Raw genomic sequence first — 15,934 nt, 5'->3', positions numbered from 1 at the left:
ATTCAGGAATGATAAAAACAAAATGAGGCGTGGCATCAAATACCTGTACCGAAAAATTCTGTCTCGTTATTGGGGATGGTGGATCGCATCAGGTATGCTTTTGATGGCATTCCTGCTTGCCGGGCGTTATTTACCGCTGCCGGGAACAACCTTTTTAACCCAAACTGTCAATAGCCGGCTTGCAAACGAACTTGCACAAGCCCGTTTGCAAGTAGATGAATTGCGGCAGTTGTTTGAACAGGCACAGCAAAGCGGGCGCACACTGGGTTTTCAGGAACTGAATTTTAACGGTAAATATCCTGTACAGGTATTTCGCAACAATCAGTTGCTGCTTTGGACAAGCAATAAGTTCTGGCTCAACAGGGAAGACCTGAATGGCAAGTTCGATGTACAGACTACGGCACATGCGGGCGGTACTTTTATTATCTACAAACAATCGGTGCGGCAGAGCAACGGCGAGCGCGTGCATTTCGCGGCGCTTATCCCGCTGGAACTCCGCTACAAGACTAATGCGCCCGTACTTAAGCCGGGCCTCAATCCGGATATTTTTCCCGACGATAAAATAAGTATTTCGCGCAATCCGGAAGAAGGTATTCCGATTAAAAGCGAAGACGGACGCTACTTGTTCTCCCTTGTGCTGCCCAACGACTACCACTTCAGCGGTGGACTTTCTGAGGAAAACCTGATTTTATCGCTGATTATTGGCGGGCTGCTGGTGGCCGGCTGGCAAGTGCGTATCCGAATCAAAACCTATATTGCTGCCGGCAGCTATTCAGAGGGGCTCATCCTGCTGACTACCTTTCTGATTGGTACACGGCTGGTGCTGCTCATTGCCAACGAGCCTGCGGCGTTTAACCGATTGATCTTGTTTAGCTCTTCGAGTTTTGCTTCTTCGGTTATTTCCCGTTCCCTTGGAGATCTGTTTATCAATATCCTGTTTGTATTTTTGATCAGTAGCTACTGCTACCTCTACTATGCGCGGCTACTCGACCGGAGGGTACTCCAATGGCTGCGGATGCACTCCCCTTGGGTGGGGGGGATTCTGTTGGCAATCTTTGCGCATGCGTTTTTCTTTTTTCACTTTTCGCTGCTGCGCAATCTGTATTTTAATTCACAGATTCGCTTAGGCATCACCTCTGAACTTGGTTTTGATGTATTGAAGGTGACCAGCCTGATGACTTTTTTGCTGAGTACTTTTATTTTCTTCTTCATCAGCCACATAGTCTTGCGGTTGATGCGCTCGCTGCTGGACAAGGACTTACGTAGTTTGGTTATTGCAACTGCTGTTAGTGGTGTCTTTTCGGTTCTGCTCTTGCGGTTGGTGCAGGCAGAGATAGAGTGGTACATCATGCCGCTCTGTACTGCCTATATGCTGATCGTTAATATCGCTAATCTGACCCAACAAGTGCGGACTTTCAATTACCTTTCTTATTTGTATCTGTGTTTGAGTGCTACTGTTACCGCCACTATGGGTGCGCTTGCCATCTATCAGTTTGAGCAGCAAATGACCAATGAGAATAAGTATAAAGTAGCACTTCGCTTAACGGAAGGCAACGACAAACTCGGCGAGTTCCTGCTCCAACAGACCCTGACTAAAGTAGGGTCAGACCAGACGATTATTAACCGAATGCTGACTTCTTATTCAAGTAAGGACATCATTATCCAGAAGATCAAAAAACAGCACATAGACAAGCACTTTGATAACTACGAAACCAATGTACTGCTGTTTGACAGCAACGGCGAGCCATATAATTTCAACACTACCTACGACTCGCTAATGTGCAGCTTAGACAAGGAAAGATATAAAACCGAATATCCCAACATACTGTACATCAATAAGTTAAACGGTGAAGTTCCGGTTTATGTATGCTTTACAGACCTGATGCGCAACGGTATGCGGATTGGGCGGATAGTAATTGAACTGCGGCAAAAGCGTGCAACACCTTTTGGGGCTTACCCCAGCTTCCAGCGGACAGCCGAACTGCTGCCCGAAGCGATTGAGCAGGGAATGAGCTATGCCATCATTAGGCAAGGGGAACTTTCGCACAGCAGCAATAATTTCAATTACACCCCTGCTCTGCTGCGCCACTTAGATGTGACATCCGTACCGACAGGAACTTCGCTGACAAAAGTAGCCGGCAACTATCGCCATCTCATATTTTCTCCCCGAGAGGACGTACAAGTCGTTGTTTCCTCGCCGATCTATCCGGCGCAAAATATCATTGCTAATTTTTCATTCTTGTTTCTGGTACTCTTGGGCGGCAAATTACTAATTTTGATCATTTACGGATTGCGACGTGGTATGTGGCAGTTGCTGCGTTCGCAAATGAGCCTGACTACCCGTATTCAGATCTACCTGAACCTTGCCTTTTTTGCTCCGCTAATTGTAGTCAGTGTAATTATCACCAGTTTGCTCAACAATCAGAACCGTCGGGAGATTCAGGACGCATACTTGGAAAAAGCCGCTACAATCAGCAACAATGTCAGCATTGCAACTGACATGGAGTTATTCAACAAAGGTGCGATCGGCAAAGACCGATTAGAAGAGACAGTAGGTAAAATTGCACAGATAGCCAATATCTACATGAATCTCTACAGCCGTAACGGACGATTGTTGGCTTCCAACGAGTCCTCCAGCTACCAAAGCGGACTAATGACAGACTTAATCAATCCGCAGGCTTTGGCAGAGCTAAACATGAATCCGCAAGGGCGAACTATTCTGAGCGAAAAGATTGGCAGTTTGCAGTACAGTTCGGTGTATGTTGCAGTGCGATCAGCTGCTTCGGGCGACATCGCAGGCATCATCGGGATACCGTTTTTCGAGTCGCAACGCAACGCCGAAAAGCGAATCATCAGTGTTTTGAGCAGCATTATGAATGTATTCACCTTCATATTTCTGGGAATGGCGGTAGTTTCTTACTTGGCTTCGCGGGTGCTGACCGAGCCGCTGCGAATGATTACACGCACGATTGGCCGTACCAGCCTAAGCAAACCCAACGAGCCGCTGAATTACCCTTCAGCAGATGAAATAGGTTTGCTTGTAGATGCTTACAACCGCATGCTGAAACAATTAGAGGAAAGCAAAGAGGCCCTTTCGCGAAGTGAGAAAGAGTCCGCATGGCGCGAAATGGCGCGGCAAGTAGCACACGAGATCAAAAACCCGCTGACCCCGATGAAACTAACAATGCAACATTTGCAGCGTACACTTGCTCCCGAAAATCCACGAGTAGGTCGCTCGCTGGAAACACTCTTGAATCAGGTGGATACCCTGAGCGACATTGCCACTTCGTTTGCTTCTTTTGCCAATATGCCTATTCCCAAAAATGAGGAGTTCGAGATTGGGGAGCTGCTCCGGCAGACTTGTCTGCTACATCACAACGAAGGCAACGCGACCGTAGAATTAAAATTACTCCCAGGCAAGTTCTTTGTCAATGGTGATCGCCAGTTGATGGGGCAGATTATTACTAACTTGATCATCAATGGCATACAGGCTGTTCCGCATGGGCAGCAGCCCCTGATCCGCGTAGCGCTGGAGTGCAAGGGAAACGACCGGCTGCTGATTTCGGTAGCCGATAACGGCGTAGGAATTCCCGAGAATATTGCAGGCAAAGTTTTTTTACCTAATTTTAGCACCAAGTTTTCAGGTTCAGGCATTGGATTGGCTTTGGCAAAGCGTGGGGTCGAACATGCAGGGGGGCGCATCTGGTTCGATACCTACCCGCTGGCAGGAACTACGTTTTTTATAGAATTGCCGTTGCTGCGCATGATAGCAGACAATGAGTTGCCGACGGTCGGAGTACCCGAAGCGCTTACTAAACAGACGATTTGATGAATCATCCCTTTTTCGCGTTTTCACGCAAGCAGCACTTGACGTGGCTGGGTATATTTACAGCAATTGCACTTGCCTTAACAGTTGCGTTTTTTTGGATCAATATGCGATTGATCAATGAGGCAGCTCCCGCAGGCATCCTTTCTTTTGAGTTTGCAGGTACACTTACAGGGGCGCGTATGATGATGCACTCTTGGGACTACAGCGCCAAAATATGGGCGGCTTTTGGGCTGGGGCTGGATTTTATTTACCTGATTGCTTATTCTACATGCCTTTCACTCATATGTGTTTACATAGCCCGATCGTGGGTGCTGTTTAATAGTTTCAGCAAGGCAGGCCTACTGGTTGCGTGGTTGCAGTGGGGGGCTGCCCTGTTTGACGGGGTAGAGAATGTTGCACTGATTGCGCTACTGTCCGACAGCAACCGCGAGTGGCTCGTTTCACTTGCCTACTGGATGGCTACAGGAAAGTTTACCTTGATCGGTATTGCATTTTTATATGTGCTGGCAGGCTTTTTTGGGCTATGGTGGCAGATTCGCACCAACAAATAGCTACAACTGACAGGCAGAAATCCTAAATTTCCACACCAAAGCGCTTCTAACTATGCAGCAATCCAATCTGTTAACCCTATTTCTACCGATTGCCTTGGGTATCATTATGCTCGGGCTGGGGCTTTCGCTCACAATAGAGGATTTCAAACGTGTTGTTAAATATCCGAAAGCAGCTTTTATCGGACTTTTTTGCCAGATGATCTTATTGCCTTTGGTTTGTTGGGTAATTGCAGTGGCTTTTGGGCTTACACCTGCGCTGGCAGTGGGGCTGATGCTGCTGGCAGCTTCGCCGGGCGGGGCTACTGCCAACCTGTACAGCCACCTTTCCAATGGCGATGTGGCACTTAACATTACGCTGACTGCTATCAACAGCCTGTTGAGCCTTTTTACACTGCCGATCGTAGTCAATCTTTCGCTGCTTTATTTTGTCGGTTCCGAGCAGGCTATCCCGATGCAGTTTGCAAAAATTATAGAAGTTTTTGCTATTGTACTCTTGCCTGTGTCTGTCGGGATGATCGTTCGCCGATACGCGCCCGCATTTGCCGATAAAATGGACAGACCTGTTAAAATTGCCTCTGCGATCTTGCTTGTTCTTGTGATTGCAGGTGCTACACTGCGCGAAAGAGAAAACATCAATACATTCATTGGGCAGGTTGGGCTTCCGGTGCTGGTTTTCAATGTACTGAGCATGGCGGTTGGCTATATGGTTCCTCTGATGCTGCGTGTAGAACGCCGCCAAGCAATCGCGATCGGTATGGAAATCGGTATTCACAACGGAACACTTGCTATCTACATTGCACTCAATGTACTACAGGACTCGTCTATGGCTATTCCCCCTGCGCTGTACGGGCTGCTGATGTTTTTCACTGCTGCTGCTTTTGGTTATTGGGTCAAGCAAAAACCTGCTTAGTGTAGTTTGCTACAACCATCAGTAGCCGTACTGTCAGCCTTTGTTTCTGAAAATCAGTAATTCATCGCCCAGCAGGTGCTCTTTTTGTACGAGTCTGCCTTGCGGTCTTGGGGCATTAATGCCGTCGCCGATGGTATAAGGCGAGCGGAAGAGGCGTATTTCATCCCATAGATCCAAAGAAAGCAGCGTTTGCAGCAATTGCGGCCCGCCCTCTACTAATACCGATTGGATTTTTCGTTCGTACAAATCGGTGAACATAGCAGGTAGAAAACCACTCGCGGGCAGTTCTTGCCAAATGATATTGTCTGTTATTTCGCTGCGGTACAGATTATAGCAAATCGTTGGCTGCGAGCCGTCGAAGAGGTGTAGTTCGGGGGACAGTTGCAGGCGGCGATCAATAACGATCCGCTGCGGCTGGCGGCGAATCAGCGGGAAGTCGCGCACATTCAGTCTTGGATTATCGTGCAGGGCTGTGCCTGAGCCTGTTAGCACCGCATCCTCTTCGCTGCGCCACTTGTGTACCAACTGCCGCGAAAACCGATTGCTGATCCAAACAGGTCGGCGGTCGGCAGATGCCATCCGTCCATCGGCGCTTTCTGCCCATTTGAGAATGATATAAGGCCGCTTTTTCTCCATAAAAGTGAAAAAACGGCGATTCATTTCGGCTGATTCGCGTTCCAGTACGCCCGTTTGTACGGCAATACCTGCCTCCTGTAATTTGCGGATGCCTCTGCCGCTTACCAAAGGATTACTGTCCAAATTAGCAACAACAACTTTGGGGATATAGCGGCTGATAATCAAATCGGCACAGGGTGGGGTTTTACCAAAGTGCGAGCAGGGTTCGAGTGTAACGTACAGGGTCGCTTGGCGCAGCAGTTCGGGATTGGCAACCGAGCGTATGGCATGAACTTCGGCATGTGCTTGTCCGAACTGTTGGTGGTAGCCTTCGCCGATGATTCGCCCTTGATGCACCACCACACAGCCAACCAGCGGGTTAGGGCTGACGCTGCCCAGACCTAAGCGTGCTAAATCCAGCGCACGGCGCATAAAAAATTCGCTATCTGCGCCACTTTTACCTTCCATAATGCTGTTTTTCGACTTCAAATAATTATATTGCCGTGTTATTTTTTCTAACACAACTGGTTCATGATTTCTCAAAATGAATTTTTTCGGTTCTCTCTTTCCAAGCAATGTACACTTTTAGGAAAAGAGGGGCAACTCCTCGGCATCCGCCGCGACAATAAACACAGCGTTAAGTTATACGTTTTGTACGATTTTATGGTGGAAGTTCATTTTGAATCCACGGGCTGGATCAGTACAACGGCTTTACCGGACACATCGTTGCTTAGTCTGTACCCGCGCTGCTTTGGCGAGGCTTAGGGGTTGATATTTTACTGCAAATAGCGCCGAGTTTTTACGCAAAAACACGGTTGCTTAACTCTTTATTGAAGCAGCGTCTGAAATCCGTGAAAATATGCATCGTCAGCATTCTAAAAATTTAGGACGACTTCCCTTAACCGGCGTAATATTTCAATTCGTTCCACGTAATGCGCCCCTCGTAGAAAGCCTTACCAATGATTACACCGTATAAGTTCAGCGTTTGGAGCGCTTCCACATCGCTGATACTGCCGATCCCCCCACTTGCAATCAGCTGTAAATCAGGTAATTGGCTTAGCAACTCTGCATAAAGCCCATGTGCAGCGCCTTGCAACATACCATCGCGACCGACATCGGTACAGATGACGTATTTTACACCCTTTGCCATGTAGTCGCTAATGAAATCAGCCAGCGGCAGCTGGGTTGTTTCCTGCCAGCCGCTGATTGCAATTTTGCCATCGCGTGCGTCTGCACCTAGCACGATACGGTCGCTGCCATAGGTTTGCAGCCAGCGCGTAAACATTTCAGGATTTTTCACAGCAATGCTGCCACCCGTTACCTGTGCTGCTCCGGCATCGAATACGCGGCGGATGTCCTCATCGCTCTGTACGCCCCCGCCAAAGTCAATATGCAGCGAGGTGTGGCGAGCAATGCCTTCCAGTACCTGCAAGTTGACCACTGTTTTGGCTTTTGCACCGTCCAGATCTACCAGATGCAGGCGCGAAATGCCTGCATCTTCAAAACGCTGCGCCATTTCTACGGGATTGTCGTGATAGACAGTCATTCGCTGATAATCACCTTGAGTAAGCCGTACGCACTTGCCTCCAATAATATCTATAGCCGGAATCAGGTACATGGCTAATCAATGAGTCTTTTAGTGATCAAGTCGTAGCTGTCTATGCGGCGGTCGCGTAGGAATGGCCAGTGGGTGCGGTAGTAGTCGCTTTGTTCCATATCAATGGGTTGTACGTGTACTTCCTCGCAATTGTGGCTGGCTTGGTAAAGGACTTTTCCATAGGCATTAGCAACGAAAGAGCCACCCCAAAATACCATATCCCCTTCCCGACCGACGCGATTAACCGCTACAACAGGTATGCCATTGGCAACTGCGTGGCTGCGCTGGATGGTCTGCCATGCGCTATACTGGTCGTTGTTGACTTCTTCGCTTTGCGATGCTGCCCAGCCGATAGCAGTAGGGTAGAACAGAATTTCAGCGCCCATTAGTGCGGTAATGCGCGCCGCTTCGGGATACCACTGATCCCAGCAAATCAAAATGCCGAGTTTACCGAATTTGGTATTGAACACCTTGTAGCCTAAATCGCCGGGGGTGAAATAAAACTTTTCATAATAACCCGGATCGTCGGGGATGTGCATTTTGCGGTATTTGCCCAAGTAGCTGCCGTCAGCATCTATTACGGCAGTCGTATTGTGGTACAATCCCTGTGTGCGCTTTTCAAACAGTGAGGCAATAATTACCACGCCGAGTTCTTTGGCAAGCGCTTGCAACTGTTCGGTAGTTGGGCCGGGAATAGTTTCAGCGAGTTTGAAATTCTCGTAATCTTCTACATCGCAAAAATAGAGCGAGGTAAAAAGCTCTTGTAAACAAACAATTTGAGCGCCTTTTTGGGCAGCTTCGCGCGTTTTTTCCAACGCTTTGGCAATATTAGCGGCTTTATCTGCTGTGCAGCTCATCTGCACCAAGCCTACACGAACTTGTTTCACAGTTGCTCAGAATAAGATTTTGCCGCAAATATAGCATTTGCAGGCATTAAATTCGATAAAATGTAATACGCTGTAAATCAAGCACTTGTCATATTAACGCATTGTTAAAGTTGCAAAAGAGCCGTGTTAGCGGCAAATTTGCGTTATGGAGAAACGTTGGGTAATGAAGCCCGTCCCTGAGCAAGAGCAGATTGCATCGCTTGCATCAGCTGTTAATATCAGTGCACCGCTTGCCACTTTATTGCTGCAACGCGGGATTAATAGTTTTGAGCAGGCGCGTGCGTTTTTCCGCCCTTCCTTAGACCAACTGCACGATCCTTTCTTAATGAAAGACATGGACAAGGCAGTCTGGCGGTTGGAAGAAGCCATTCGCAACGAAGAGCGCATCCTGATTTACGGCGATTACGATGTGGACGGAACGACTTCAGTAGCAATGGTTTACACTTTTTTACGGCGCTACTATGGCAATGTGCTGTTCTACACTCCCGACCGCTACACCGAGGGCTACGGTATTTCCATTACAGGCATTGATTGGGCTAAAGAAAAGGGTATCTCATTGATTATCAGCTTAGACTGCGGCATTAAGTCCCACCGTGCGATCAGTTATGCCGCCGAGTTGGGCATAGACTTCATCGTTTGCGATCACCATCTGCCCGGGGATACACTACCACCTGCTTATGCAGTTTTAGACCCTAAACGCACCGACTGTGCATATCCCTACAAGGAGCTTTCGGGCTGTGGGGTTGGTTTTAAGTTCCTCCATGCGTTTTCTGTTACCAATAATCTGCCTTCAGACTGGTTGTTTAGCTTTTTAGACCTGCTGGCAGTAAGTATCGCAGCGGATATTGTCCCGATTACGGGCGAAAATCGCATTTTGGCATACTTTGGACTCAAGCAACTCAACAGCAATCCGCGTCCGGGTTTGAAGGCGCTGATAGATATTTCCGATCTGCGCGGCCAACTTGAGGTAGCCAATATTGTATTTGGCATTGGCCCGCGCATCAATGCAGTAGGGCGTGTAGCACATGCAAGCCATGCGATTCGATTGCTCTCTTCGGATAACTTGCAGGAAGCAGTCGCATTAGCAGCCGTTGCCAATGCTAATAACGAAGAGCGGCGCGAGTTCGATTCCAACATTACCCGCGAGGCAATTGAGATGATCGAACAATATTTTCCAGACAGGAAAAGCACGGTGCTGTTTAAAGAAGACTGGCACAAGGGCGTAATAGGCATTGTAGCAGCACGCTGCATTGAAAAATTCTACAGACCAACAATTATCCTGACAAAAAGCGATGAAAAAGCAACGGGTTCGGCCCGTTCCATCGTTGGTTTTGATATTTATGAGGCAATTGCAGAGTGCGCGGACTTGCTGGAGCAGTACGGCGGACACAAGTATGCGGCAGGTTTGACCATGCCGATTGGCAATTTACAGGCTTTTCGAGAGCGTTTTGAGCGCATTGTGGCTGCCAATTTGCGCGAGGAAAATATGTATCCGCAGATAGAAGTTGACTTGGAGATTTCCCTGTCGCAGATTTCTTTCAAATTCCTGAATATTATCCGCCAAATGGCACCTTTCGGACCACAGAATATGCAACCCGTGCTGGTAGCGCGTCGCGTGCAGGTATTGCCTGAAAGTGTGCGCGTGCTGAAAGACATTCACCTCAAATTTGCTGTCCGTCAGAAAGATTCAGTCGTGTATGATGTCATTGGTTTTAGCATGGCATCTGACTATGAGGCAGTTGTACGCAGCGGACAGCCAATAGATATTGTCTTTAACCTGCAAGAAAATGATTACAAAGGGCGAAAGTCGTTGCAACTGCTGCTGCGCGACGCGCATTTGTCGCAATAAATCTCGCGTTATTCCAAAATCACAGGAGGCAGCGTAAAGGACAGCCGTCGGGGCGGCAAGATTGCCACATCAATGCGAAAAGTGATGGTATCGCGCCTGCCGAGTGTGCGGTTCAGCCGTATATTGAGCTGGTCGGTGACGCGTACCGGGGGGCGGCGAACAAAGCTATCTAAGGTTAGCTGAAAGCCATCGCCTGCAATATCAGCTAAGAATATTCCATGCAGATTTTCTCCCGGTTGCAAAGTGTCTATGGGCTTGTTGGCGGAAATAAATACTTGTTGGATAACGTTGTTGAGTAATTGTTGGCGGCTGGCAGGTATTGCACCCGAACTGATAGACAGCATAGGTGCAGTGGTGAAAAGGAGCTGTATCCCATAGTCAGTTGCGCGAACAACGGTTGCCGGCGAACTGATTGTGTCGCCGGTGCGTACATTGAAGTGGCGGGCGCGTAAACTGCTCCATGCTTCCACATCATAGGTTGCGCCGCAAGCTATGCAGATCGCGGCGCAAAGAATAGTCATTACAAAAGTTCTGAGATGGGACACAGCAACCATTAAGACTGTTTTTTGGTGGTACAAGAACTGCTACTCTGGCAGCAAGACGATTTTTTCTTCTCGTTCTTATCGGTTTTAGCCTTCTTTTTGTCGGTTTTGGCTTCCTTTTTTGCACCATCGTCCGCGCTTACTGCAGTAGCGGGTTTATTGTCGTTGTAAACAGCTACATGAGAACTGCCTACTATCATGGTTAGCCCCATGAAAAGCATCAAAAAAGTCTTTTTCATATGCGAAAACGTTAGGATTGTTGTAAAAGTAGTGTATTTCGTCGTATTATTACAACGCAATAAGCGATTTTAACAAATCATTAAATCGGTTCAGATAGTGCTAAGTGCCTGTCTATCAAATGAAAAAACATAACTAAACACATAAGTATACCCATTCTGATGAGTAGGAACAATGAATCATGGGGTTCTCGCGTAGGACTCGTATTGGCAATGGCAGGTAACGCAGTCGGATTAGGTAATTTTCTTCGTTTTCCTGTACAGGCTATCCAAAATGGCGGTGGCGCATTTATCATCCCTTACTTAGTTTGTTTCTTGTTGATGGGGCTTCCTTTGCTGATGGTAGAATGGAGCATGGGGCGCTACGGCGGTAAATTCGGACACCACAGCACGCCTTTCATTGTTGATGCTATGGATTCTAGACCCTTTTGGAAATACATTGGCGTATTCGGGATCTTTACAAACTTAGCTGTAGCCGCTTACTATTGTTACCTTGAGTCGTGGACATTGGCGTATATCTATCACTCGATTATAGGTACTTTCCGCGAGATGGAAAGTACTGAGGTCGCAGACTTTTTTAGCGCTTATGTAGATGTGAGCGCTACGACAACCGGTATTCCCTACGAACCTGTTGTTTTCTGGCTAATCTGTCTGGCGCTAAACACCTATTTTCTTTCACGCGGACTGAAGGGCGGGGTAGAAAAGGTGGCAAAAGTAGCGATGCCCCTGCTGATCATGTTTGGCATTTTTCTAGCAATTCAGGCAATAACGATCAAGGTTGGCCAAAACGGAGCTATCAACGACGGCACCGCAGGTCTAAATTTCCTCTGGACACCCGATTTTTCGAGTATTTGGAATCCTAAAGTATGGCTGGCAGCCGCTGGGCAGATTTTCTTTACACTCTCTGTAGGCATGGGTTCTATCCAGTGTTATGCCTCTTATTTGAAAGAAAAAGACGATGTCGCTCTTAACTCGATGAGCGCCGGCTGGATGAACGAATTTGTAGAAGTAGTATTAGGCAGTTCAATCCTCATTCCGATTGCGGTAGGCTATTTGGGTATAGACAATGTGATTGAAATGACTAAAAACGGTGGGCTGGGGCTTGGCTTCCGAACGCTGCCTTATCTCTTTGAGCAGTGGGGGGCTGTGCTGGCTGCATTGAGCGGCGTATTCTGGTTTGGTTTGCTGTTTTTTGCAGGTATTACTTCCTCGCTGGCGATGGGTACGCCTTTCGTTGGCTTTTTGCAGGATGAATTCAACTGGAATCGCGAACGCGCTGCATGGATGTTTGGCTTTATGGTATTCCTGCTCGGTGCGCCTACGGTGTTTTTCTTTGAATATGGCGTATTTGATGAATACGATTTCTGGGCGGGTACTTTCTCGCTGGTAGTGTTTGCTTTTGCCGAAATCATTCTCTTTGCATGGGTATTTGGCATGGACAAGGGCTGGAGAGAAATCAATTTGGGGGCAGACATCAAGATTCCTTACGTTTACAAGTACATCATCAAATACGTTACCCCACTGCTGCTGGGTGCGGTCTTCTTCAGCAGCCTGCCCAATGTGTGGAATCAGATTACCAACGTAGCAATTCATAAGCAGATAGTTACTGCACAGGCTGCACAGGATACAGCCAAAGTGGAATTTCTACAAGACACTATCATGTTTGTAAACGGCTCGCGTTTATTGCTCTTAGCAACTTATCTGGGAATTGCTGCAATGGTGGCAGTTGCCTATCGCAAGCGAATGCAGAAAAAATCTATGCTCAACTGATAAACTGTTTGCTCAATGTCAACTACTGCGCTGATTATTATGATAACCGTACAATTATTGGTTACTTGTACAACAGGGTACTTCTTTTTGCGGGTGTTGAAAACACCTCCCAAGAACAATTAAAAACGCTGAAGACCTGTGCTAGTAAAAGATAAAAAATTCAGAAGATATATCTCTGAAGCCGATCTCAAAAAGCGGGTAGAGCAGCTCGGACAACAGCTAAGCGAAGACTATGCAGACAAAAATCCCCTCTTCGTAGCTGTTTTGAACGGCGCATTTATGTTTGCCGCCGATCTGATGCGCGAAATTGATATTCCTGCGGAAATATCTTTCGTTAAGTTTACTTCGTATCAGAACATGCACAGTTCGGGTGTAGTAGATCAGATCATTGGTTTTGAGGAAGACATCCGCGACAGGCACATCGTCCTTATCGAGGATATCGTAGATACAGGTATCACCATGACGGAAGTGCTTGCCGAAATCCGGCGCTATCATCCCGCTTCGGTAGAGGTAGTAGCGCTGCTTATCAAACCTAAAGCCTTGCAGCGCCCTGTTACCATTAAGTATGTCGGTTTTGAAATTGAGCCAAAATTTGTTGTCGGTTATGGCTTGGACTACGACGGCTACGGGCGCAACCTCTGTGAAATCCTGATTCTGGATGAACCTGAGGATGTTGCGCAAAACGGCGAATGGGCGGCAGAGTAGGGGGGAATGTAACATGCCCTTTAGGGTGTGTAATTAATAGTCAGCAAGTAAAAGAAGCGCACCCTGAAGGGTACGATACATTTTAACTTGCTTCATTACCGAAAATCCGCGTTCCCAAAAAAACAGCAAGCATCATGGAACTGTGCGAGTTGAAAAAATTAGTGGCTCGGGGAGAAGGGCTAACTACAGAGTTCAAAAGAAAAGCAACGCATCCTGATAAGATCATGCGCGAAGTAGTTGCTTTTGCCAATACAGCAGGCGGTTTTTTGCTGATCGGGGTAGATGATAACGGCACTATTCCCGGCCTGAAATATCCCGATGAAGATGCTTTTATACTGAAAAATGCCATTGTCAAATACTGTCATCCTGCGGTTGAGTATGATTTGAAGCATGTAGTTGTGGCACCCAATCGCACAGTGCTGGTTTTTTATATCAAACCCTGTTTGCAGAAACCCGTTTTTGTGATTTACAACTTCCGCAACCGTCGAGGGCGTGCCTACGTGCGCGTAGCAGATCGGAGTGTGCAGGCAAGCCGCGAAATGCGCCAAATTCTCAAATTAGCCGATTCACCGCAGCAGGTAGGCTTTACCTATGGCGAGCGCGAGCGATTCCTGATGCAGTATCTCGGACAGCATGAGAAAGTTGATGTAGCTACGCTGGCACGTGTGGGCAGCATACCAATCGAAGAGGCTTCCGCATTGCTGGTGCGGCTGACGCTGGCGCAGGTACTGCAAATCGTTCCCAATGAATCGGGCGATTATTTCATCGCAAAACCCGAAACATGGTAAGCAAGGAATTTATACTAAAATGCATTTAATCTCAGTGTTTTCCGCGTAAAACTTGGCGTTCTTTTAGATTTGCCTTTGCGTTAAAAAAGGCTCTACCGCAAAGTCCGCAGCGAAGTATTACCTGTTGTAAGATTCATAATGGTATTAGTTCGCTTACCGCAAATCAGCTACAAATTTTGTTATATCTGCCTCTAAATCAGTACTTTGACTTAGTAGGTTGATGAATGCGCTGCCAATAATTGCGCCTTCGGCATACTGACAAGCGCCCTCAAAAGTTGCTTTATCCGAAATACCAAAGCCAATAAGTTTAGGGCTTTTGAGTTGCATGGCGGCAATGCGCTCGAAGTAGCTGTGCTGTTCGTCTGAAAATCCTTGCTTTGCCCCTGTCGTGCTGGCAGAAGATACCATGTAAATAAATCCTTCCTGCGAAAGTTCATCTATCTGGCGGATGCGTGCTTCGGCTGTTTGTGGGGTAATTAGGAAAATATTGGACAGCCCGTAGCGCTCAAAAATAGGTTTGTACTCGCTCAGGTATTCGTGCATCGGCAGGTCGGGCAAAATGAGTCCGTCTATGCCAACTTCTTGTGCAGCGCGGCAGAAATTTTCTGCGCCAAACTGCATGACGGGGTTCAGGTAGCCCATCAATAGCAGCGGCACATCCGTGTGTTGGCGAATGTCTTTGAGTTGTTCAAAAAGCAGACGAAGGCTCATGCCGTTGTCTAATGCCTGCTGGCTACTCTGCTGAATGGTCGGACCATCTGCCAGCGGGTCGGAAAAAGGCATGCCGATTTCTATCATATCCACACCTGCTTCCGATAGGGTTTTGATGATGCGCACCGTGTCGTTCAGTTGCGGGAAACCTGCTGTAAAGTAAACGCTCAAAATATTGCGCTTAGCGGCAAACAGCGAAGGCAGCCGGGAGGAATTGGTTTGCATTAATTAGTTATCGCTAAATCATTGGCACAAAGTTAAATCAAGCCGAGATAGATTAAGCGATTATGCCGAATAAACTCCCGCATCGCGTACAGCGCGACAACGATGCACCGATTATTTGATTAGATAAAATTTGCAGAAACACGCGCTTATTTAGTACTTTTACGCGTTATTAAACTTATTATCCAATGATAAACCTGAACTATCGCAGAATTTTATGGGGCTTAGCCTTTCTCTTGTTGTGGGGAGGCGGGCTATACGCGCAAGACTTATCTTCTTCTTAGAGCGGCTACGGGTATCGGCGGCAAAGCCGGCAACGTGTTAAACGCATTGAACGCCAGAGCGGCGGTATTAGGGCGCAATCGTCCCGATTTCTTAACCATTCGGGACAATCGCATATTGATCAACGCTGTAGCGACTACCAACACCGACTCGCTAAGGGCGCAACTTGCACGCGCAGGCTTTATAGAAACAGGCGTGGAAGGGCGCATGGTCTCAGGCTTCTTGCCTATTCCTAACGTTAATCAACTCAACGACATGAGTTTTCTGTTGGAAGCGCGCGCCGTATTCGTCAGAAAAAATAACAATCCCATCAGCCAAGCGGTGAAAGCGCAAGCAGTGGAAATTGCCCGCCAGCGCTATGGCTTGACAGGCAAAGGGGTTAAAATAGGCATTCTTTCCGATAGCTACAACAACTTAGGCGGCGAGGCGGCAGGCATTGC

General features: G+C 47.6%; 14 protein-coding genes and 1 pseudogene. 9 read left to right on the top strand and 6 right to left on the bottom strand.

What is annotated here, in order from left to right; genetic code table 11:
• Nucleotides 1-22: 22 nt before the first annotated feature.
• The 3 genes from ACWIP2_RS10810 to ACWIP2_RS10800 are packed head-to-tail and all read left to right on the top strand — an operon-like array spanning nt 23 to nt 5,290.
• The gene (locus ACWIP2_RS10810; protein ID WP_448519943.1) at nt 23-3,829 is read left to right on the top strand and encodes an ATP-binding protein; all 3,807 of its coding nucleotides are present in this window, start codon (nt 23-25) and stop codon (nt 3,827-3,829) included.
• Nucleotides 3,829-4,380 (top strand): hypothetical protein, encoded by a 552-nt coding sequence (locus tag ACWIP2_RS10805; RefSeq protein WP_448519942.1) that lies wholly within the window; start codon nt 3,829-3,831, stop codon nt 4,378-4,380. The genes ACWIP2_RS10810 and ACWIP2_RS10805 overlap by 1 nt, the downstream gene beginning before the upstream one ends.
• A gap of 52 nt (nt 4,381-4,432) precedes the next feature.
• Nucleotides 4,433-5,290, top strand: coding sequence for a bile acid:sodium symporter family protein (locus ACWIP2_RS10800; protein ID WP_448519941.1), 858 nt, complete (start codon nt 4,433-4,435; stop codon nt 5,288-5,290).
• 33 nt (nt 5,291-5,323) lie between these two features.
• Here the strand turns inward: ACWIP2_RS10800 and ribD are convergent, their stop codons facing one another.
• On the bottom strand, nt 5,324-6,373 hold the full coding sequence (gene ribD / locus ACWIP2_RS10795; protein WP_448519940.1) for a bifunctional diaminohydroxyphosphoribosylaminopyrimidine deaminase/5-amino-6-(5-phosphoribosylamino)uracil reductase RibD: 1,050 nt from the start codon (nt 6,371-6,373) through the stop codon (nt 5,324-5,326).
• Between the two features lie 63 nt (nt 6,374-6,436).
• Here ribD and ACWIP2_RS10790 point away from each other — a divergent pair, with 63 nt between their 5' ends.
• On the top strand, nt 6,437-6,670 hold the full coding sequence (locus tag ACWIP2_RS10790) for a hypothetical protein (protein ID WP_448519939.1): 234 nt from the start codon (nt 6,437-6,439) through the stop codon (nt 6,668-6,670).
• 133 nt (nt 6,671-6,803) lie between these two features.
• Here the strand turns inward: ACWIP2_RS10790 and hisA are convergent, their stop codons facing one another.
• Both hisA and ACWIP2_RS10780 read right to left on the bottom strand, forming a co-directional pair.
• A complete protein-coding gene (gene hisA, locus ACWIP2_RS10785) occupies nt 6,804-7,523 on the bottom strand; it encodes a 1-(5-phosphoribosyl)-5-[(5-phosphoribosylamino)methylideneamino]imidazole-4-carboxamide isomerase (protein WP_448519938.1) in 720 nt (239 codons plus the stop codon).
• A gap of 2 nt (nt 7,524-7,525) precedes the next feature.
• The gene (locus ACWIP2_RS10780; protein ID WP_448519937.1) at nt 7,526-8,389 is read right to left on the bottom strand and encodes a carbon-nitrogen hydrolase; all 864 of its coding nucleotides are present in this window, start codon (nt 8,387-8,389) and stop codon (nt 7,526-7,528) included.
• Between the two features lie 145 nt (nt 8,390-8,534).
• Between ACWIP2_RS10780 and recJ the strand changes: the two genes are divergently transcribed.
• On the top strand, nt 8,535-10,238 hold the full coding sequence (gene recJ, locus ACWIP2_RS10775; RefSeq protein WP_448519936.1) for a single-stranded-DNA-specific exonuclease RecJ: 1,704 nt from the start codon (nt 8,535-8,537) through the stop codon (nt 10,236-10,238).
• Between the two features lie 8 nt (nt 10,239-10,246).
• Here recJ and ACWIP2_RS10770 read toward each other — a convergent pair whose 3' ends face one another.
• Together ACWIP2_RS10770 and ACWIP2_RS10765 are read right to left on the bottom strand one after the other, a co-directional pair.
• Nucleotides 10,247-10,783, bottom strand: coding sequence for a hypothetical protein (locus tag ACWIP2_RS10770; protein ID WP_448519935.1), 537 nt, complete (start codon nt 10,781-10,783; stop codon nt 10,247-10,249).
• An 8-nt stretch (nt 10,784-10,791) separates the two neighbouring features.
• Nucleotides 10,792-11,019: a hypothetical protein gene (locus ACWIP2_RS10765; protein WP_448519934.1), complete on the bottom strand. Its 228-nt coding sequence runs from the start codon at nt 11,017-11,019 to the stop codon at nt 10,792-10,794.
• 159 nt (nt 11,020-11,178) lie between these two features.
• Here ACWIP2_RS10765 and ACWIP2_RS10760 point away from each other — a divergent pair, with 159 nt between their 5' ends.
• The 3 genes from ACWIP2_RS10760 (at nt 11,179) to ACWIP2_RS10750 (ending at nt 14,279) form a co-directional block, all read left to right on the top strand.
• Entirely contained in the window at nt 11,179-12,786 is a 1,608-nt protein-coding gene (locus tag ACWIP2_RS10760; RefSeq protein WP_448519933.1) for a sodium-dependent transporter, read from the top strand.
• 138 nt (nt 12,787-12,924) lie between these two features.
• Entirely contained in the window at nt 12,925-13,491 is a 567-nt protein-coding gene (gene hpt, locus ACWIP2_RS10755) for a hypoxanthine phosphoribosyltransferase (protein WP_448519932.1), read from the top strand.
• 134 nt (nt 13,492-13,625) lie between these two features.
• Nucleotides 13,626-14,279, top strand: a complete 654-nt coding sequence (locus ACWIP2_RS10750; RefSeq protein WP_448519931.1) for an AlbA family DNA-binding domain-containing protein — start codon at nt 13,626-13,628, stop codon at nt 14,277-14,279.
• 153 nt (nt 14,280-14,432) lie between these two features.
• Here ACWIP2_RS10750 and trpA read toward each other — a convergent pair whose 3' ends face one another.
• Nucleotides 14,433-15,215 carry a tryptophan synthase subunit alpha gene (gene trpA, locus ACWIP2_RS10745; protein WP_448519930.1) on the bottom strand — a complete coding sequence of 261 codons (783 nt, stop codon included), beginning with the start codon at nt 15,213-15,215 and terminating at the stop codon, nt 14,433-14,435.
• A 315-nt stretch (nt 15,216-15,530) separates the two neighbouring features.
• On the opposite strand from trpA, the pseudogene ACWIP2_RS10740 reads away from it, so the two are divergent.
• Nucleotides 15,531-15,934, top strand: a pseudogene (locus ACWIP2_RS10740) (hypothetical protein); the annotation flags it as partial.

The organism is Rhodoflexus sp., from assembly GCF_053489755.1.
Note: the sequence above shows the minus strand (reverse complement) of the source record. Positions and strands in the feature narration are given on the sequence as shown.